Genomic DNA, 5,114 nt, shown 5'->3' on the forward strand with positions numbered 1-5,114 from the left:
TCCCCGCGCTGCCCCCCGCCCCGCCCGTGCCGCAGCGCCGGCCTGGCTGGTGGTGGCGGCTCACCCACCTCCGCGCCGCCCGGCAGGCGCGGCTGCTCGCCGCCCACCACGTCTGGACCACCGAACGCGCCCGCGCCGCCCAGATCGACCTCGTCCGCGCCGGCTTCCACCTCGGACCGATCCCCTTCGGCTACCAGGCCCACCGGGTCACCGTCCCCGACGCCGATGGCCAGCTCCGCCGCCGTGTCCGCCTCGTCCTCGACCCCGGACCCGCGACCGTTATCGCGACGATCTACCGGTGGCGGGTCGACGACCGGCTCAGCCCTCTGTCCATCGCCATCCGCCTGCACGGTCTCGGGAACCTGTTCTTCGCCCTGGTCGACCCGGCGACCGGACTCCCGCGGCCGTGGACCTCGACCGCGATCAGCCGCGTGCTGGCCAACCCCGTCTACACCGGTGCCACCGTCTGGGGCCGCACCCACGCCGGCCAGCCCGTCTCGCCCGAACACTGGATCATTTGCCAGCACGCCCACCAACCGATCATTGACGGGCGGACGTTCTTCCGCGCACAGCTCCTCGCCACCCCCGGGACCGCAATCCTCAGCCCGCATCTGCCGCCCTGGGAGTTCCCCGCCGACCCCCGTCGCCCCGAAACGGGAACGGAATGAGCCGCACGCCCGCCGCGGACGATTCCGAGCCGCTTTCCACTGGACGGCGGGACGTGGCTCGCCAGGTCGAAATCGAACGGATCGAGACCGTCGACATGACCGCCGAAGAATACGACGCGGCGGTGTCCGCTCTGGCGGAACTCGTCCTACAGTGGGAGAGGAACGGAGCGCCGAACACGGCTCCGAAAAAAGCGGCCTGAAACCTACACCGACCCTCCCTTCAGGTGGGCCGCCGTCAACCCATCCGAAAAAGGAGCGTCGGTATGCCGCGCCCATTTCCCACCCGACAGTCCCCCGAGAAGGCGGCGATGAACACCGTTGCCGGTGCCGTGCCGGTCGTCCTCTACGTCCGGCACGGCACCGGCGACGGATGCCAATCCATAGCGGCACAGCAGGAGAAGGCCCTGGCCTTCCTCGCGACACGTGCCACGAACGTCCAGATCTGCGACCCGGCCGGCGACACCGGCAGCCGGTTTCCGGCACGGCCAGCCCGCCGCCGAGGAATCCGGCGCCGCCGACGCCACGAATAGCCCGCCCGTCTCAGCAGAAACGCGTCCAGGGGGAAGGAAAGGAACAGCCGCCATGCCGCGCTCGACCGCGCGCCGCACCACCACGAAACGAACCCAGCAGGCCGTCCTCGAACCGCTCGACACCGTAAGAGTCGGGATCTACCTACGCCGCTCCACCGACGACGAGAACCAGCCCTACACCATCGAAGCCCAGGAAGAACGGCTGCGTTCCTACGTCGACTCCCAACCCAACTGGGTCGTGGCCCTGCGGTTCGCCGACGACGCCTCCGGCGCCACCATCGAACGCAAGGACCTCCAGCGGGCCCTGTCCGCCGCCCGCAATGGGCTCATCGACGTCCTGCTCGTCTACCGCGTCGACCGGCTCTCCCGCAGCCTGCGTGACACCGTCCACTTGCTCGAAGAACTCGACCAGGCCGGGGTGGTGTTCCGCTCGGCCACCGAGCCGTTCGATACCGCCACGCCCATCGGCCGCATGCTGCTCCAGATGCTGGCGATGTTCGCCCAGTTCGAGCGCGACATGATCATCGACCGGGTCATCGCCGGGATGGAACGCAAAGCCGCCAAGGGCCTGTGGAAAGGCGGCCGGCGCCCGTTCGGCTACCAGGTCGACAAGACCGCCAAGAAACTGATCATCGACGAGACCGAAGCCGCGATCGTCCGGCTGATCTTCGACCGGTACGTCCGCGACCGCCTCGGGACGAAGAGCATCGCGAACGTCCTGAACAACCGCGGCCTGCGCACCACCGTCGGCGGCCCCTGGTCCGGCCACAAGATCCTGCGCATGCTCGACAACCGGATCTACCTCGGCGAGCTGACCTTCCGCGAGATCACCGTCGAAGACACCCACGACCCGATCATCAGCGAGGAGACGTTCGACGCCGCCCAGAAGATCCTCACCGAACGCAGCGAGGAAACCTCACGCCGGGCCTCCAACCCCTCCGACTACTACCTGACCGGCCGGATGCGCTGCCCCCAATGCGGCACAGCCCTCATCGGCACCCGCGCCACCGGCCGCAACCACACCTACCGCTACTACACCTGCCACACCCGCAACCGCTACAACCGCCGCGAGTGCAACGCCCCCCGCCTCGACGCCGACGCCGTCGACTACGCCGTACTCACCGCGCTCGCCAGCTTCTACCGCGACCACCAGCACCTCATCGCCGACGCCGTCACCAAAGCCCAGCGCCACCACCGCGACGCCCGCTCCGACCGCACCGACGAACTCACCATCATCGAAACCGAACTCACCCAGACCGACCAGGCCATCGATCGCTACCTGGGCGCCTTCGAGCGCGGTACCCTCGACGAGGAGATCCTCGCCACCCGGCTCGAAGCCCTGCGCACCAAGCAGAAGCAGCTCCGCCAGAGGCAGGCCGAACTCACCGAAGAACTCGACGACGAACCGGCCATGCCGGCCCGCTCCACCCTCCGCACGATCGTCAAGCACATCGAGACAATCATCGAAACCGGCGACGACCTCCGCCGCAAGGCCCTCATCGAAGCCCTCATCGCCGAAGTGAAGATCACCGGGCCGGACCGGCTCGTACCGATCTTCAAAATTCCTGGGGCCAACGCTTCCAGGGACGCCGCCAACGTAGAGACTGGAGAAGACACAGATCGACCCAAGTCGACCCGACCAGCGACGCCCGCCGCCCCCCGCGGGGGCGCCGCAGCCGTCCTACCAGCCACAACGCCCCCGAAGGGAGCGGTTCGCGCAATGCCTACATTGGTGGAGGTGGGGGGACTCGAACCGGAGATGTTGCGTTCCCTCCAGGGATGATCAGGCCGCGGTCGCGAATCCGTGGCGGGTCGGGGCGGCGGGGCGGTCACGCCGCGGAGGCGGCCGGGCGGCGGCGCAGGGCGTCCCAGCAGGCGAGGGCGACGGCGGCGAGGCCGAACACGGCGCCGGTGACGCTGACGGCGACCCAGCCGCCGTGGCTGTAGGCGGTGCCGGAGGCGATCGAGCCGACGAGTCCGCCGGCGAAGTAGATCGCCATGTAGGCGGAGGTGAGCCGGCTGCGGGCGGAGGGGGCCAGCCGGTAGATCTCGCTCTGGTTGGCGATGTGCAGGCCCTGGGCGGCGAGGTCCAGCACGAGGATCCCGATGATCAGTGCGGCCAGCGAGTGGCGGCCGAAGCCGAGGGGAAGCCAGGCGGCGAGCAGCAGCACGGCGGTGCCCACGGTCACCGCGCCGGCCCGCCCACGGTCGGCGGCCCGGCCGACGAACGACGCGGCGAGCACCCCCATGAGGCCGAGCAGCCCGAACAGGCCGATCATGCCGGTGGAGTAGTGGTAGGGCGCCGCGGACAGCAGGAACGCCAGCGGCGTCCACAAAGCGCTGAACGCCCCGAACGACGCCGCCCCGTAGGCGGCGCGCAGCCGCAGCACCGGCTCGTCGCGCAGCAACCCGACCACCGAGGTGATCAACGCCCGGTAGCCGAGACGCGGCGCCGCGGTGCGCGACTCGGCCGGCAGCCGGGCGGCGAGCACGGCGCACAGCACGAGCTGGGCGGCCCCGGCCACCCAGAAGGGGGTACGCCAGCCGCCGAGGTCGGCCAGGTAGCCGGCGACGGTGCGGGCCAGCAGGATACCGAGCAGCAGCCCGCTCATCACCGTCCCGACGACCTTGCCGCGCTCGGCGTCACCGGCGAGCGTCGCGGCGAAGGCGACGCCGATCTGGGCGGTCACCGACAGGGCGCCGACCGCGACGGCAGCCACCAGCAGCTGGGTCGCCGAGGTGGCGGTGGCGAGCACGAACAGGCCCACCGCCTGGGCGGCGACCAGCGCGGGGATGAGTCGGCGGCGGGCCACGAGGTCGCCGACCGGGACCAGTAGGCACAGCGCCACCAGGTAGCCGGCCTGCGTCACCGACACGACGAGCCCGGCCGTGCCGGTGGACAGGCCCAGCGCCGCCCGGATCTCCTCGAGCAGGGGCTGGGCGTAGTACATCGCCGCCACGCACATGCCGGTGCTCACCGCGAGCAGACCAACCAGCCCGCGCCCGAGGCCCGAGGTTGACGGTGGGGCGGAACTGGTGGAGGGGTCGTCTGTTGTCACGCCGCCGTCGATCATGTATCCAGGGTGCCGTCCACTAGATAACCTGTCCAACAGAACAATCAGCTTGGGTTCATCTCATGAGGAGATGTATGGAGCTCCGCCAGCTCGAGCACTTCGTCGCCGCGGCCGAGGAGCTGCACTTCACCCGGGCCGCGCAACGGGTGAACATCGTCCAGTCCGGGCTGTCGTCGTCCATCGGTGCCCTGGAACGCGAGCTCGGCGCGAAGCTGTTCGTGCGCAGCACCCGGGCGGTGCGGCTGACCCAGGAGGGCGAGGTGCTGCTCGCGCAGGCCCGCCGGATCCTGTCCGCCGCCGACGCGGCCAGATCGGCGGTCGCCGGGGTGGCCGGCGGCATGGGGGGCCGGCTGACCATCGGCATCATGCAATGCTTCAGACGGGGTCTGACCGAGGCGCTCGCCGTCTTCCACGCCGAGCATCCGCGGGTGGAGCTGCGGCTCGTGCAGGCACCCAGCCTGGAACTGCTCGACCGGATCGCGGCCGGCGCGCTCGACCTCGCGTTCGCCTGTGCGCGCACAGCCCCGGCAGGCGTCCACCTGACCCCCCTGGACGACCGGCCGATGGTCTTCGCCTGCCACGCCGGGCACCCGCTGGCCCGGCGGGCGGCGGTGTCACTGCGGGAGGCCGTCGAGGAGGACTTCGTCGACTACCCGCCCGGCTGGGGGTCGCGCACGGTCGTCGACGCCGCCCTGGCCGAGCACGGCCTGCGACGCCGGCTGGCCTGCGAGGTCGGCGACACCGACACCCTGCTCGACCTCGTCGCGCACGGGCTCGGCGTCGCCATCCTGCCCCCGGGCCTGGATGCCCGGCACCGCGGCGAGCTGCGGATGATCCCGCTC

Annotated in this window: 6 protein-coding genes; 5 read left to right on the plus strand and 1 reads right to left on the minus strand. The window is 70.8% G+C overall.

The window, feature by feature from the left end; genetic code table 11:
• The 4 genes from NBZ83_RS29875 to NBZ83_RS29890 form a co-directional block, all read left to right on the plus strand.
• Window positions 1–668, plus strand: a 668-nt coding sequence (locus NBZ83_RS29875; protein WP_261576291.1) for a recombinase family protein, incomplete at its 5' end; no start/stop codon positions are given.
• Window positions 665–868 (plus strand): hypothetical protein, encoded by a 204-nt coding sequence (locus NBZ83_RS29880; protein WP_055752375.1) that lies wholly within the window; start codon window positions 665–667, stop codon window positions 866–868. The genes NBZ83_RS29875 and NBZ83_RS29880, both read left to right, overlap by 4 nt.
• 63 nt (window positions 869–931) lie before the next feature.
• Complete coding sequence (locus tag NBZ83_RS29885) at window positions 932–1,198, plus strand: hypothetical protein (RefSeq protein ID WP_157734494.1); 267 nt, start codon at window positions 932–934, stop codon at window positions 1,196–1,198.
• A gap of 52 nt (window positions 1,199–1,250) precedes the next feature.
• Window positions 1,251–2,981, plus strand: coding sequence for a recombinase family protein (locus NBZ83_RS29890; protein WP_261576292.1), 1,731 nt, complete (start codon window positions 1,251–1,253; stop codon window positions 2,979–2,981).
• A 46-nt stretch (window positions 2,982–3,027) separates the two neighbouring features.
• Here NBZ83_RS29890 and NBZ83_RS29895 read toward each other — a convergent pair whose 3' ends face one another.
• Window positions 3,028–4,257, minus strand: a complete 1,230-nt coding sequence (locus NBZ83_RS29895; protein ID WP_261576293.1) for an MFS transporter — start codon at window positions 4,255–4,257, stop codon at window positions 3,028–3,030.
• 89 nt (window positions 4,258–4,346) lie between these two features.
• Here NBZ83_RS29895 and NBZ83_RS29900 point away from each other — a divergent pair.
• Window positions 4,347–5,114: LysR family transcriptional regulator (locus NBZ83_RS29900; protein WP_261576294.1), on the plus strand; the 768-nt coding region annotated here is incomplete at its 3' end.

The sequence above is a fragment of the Frankia gtarii genome (genome assembly GCF_025403375.1).
Taxonomy (GTDB): domain Bacteria; phylum Actinomycetota; class Actinomycetes; order Frankiales; family Frankiaceae; genus Frankia; species Frankia gtarii.

Excerpts from the sequence above, each read along its gene's own strand:
- NBZ83_RS29880 (WP_055752375.1), top strand. The coding sequence starts at position 665 with ATGAGCCGCACGCCCGCCGCGGACGATTCCGAGCCGCTTTCCACTGGA.
- NBZ83_RS29885 (WP_157734494.1), top strand. The coding sequence starts at position 932 with ATGCCGCGCCCATTTCCCACCCGACAGTCCCCCGAGAAGGCGGCGATG.
- NBZ83_RS29890 (WP_261576292.1), top strand. The coding sequence starts at position 1,251 with ATGCCGCGCTCGACCGCGCGCCGCACCACCACGAAACGAACCCAGCAG.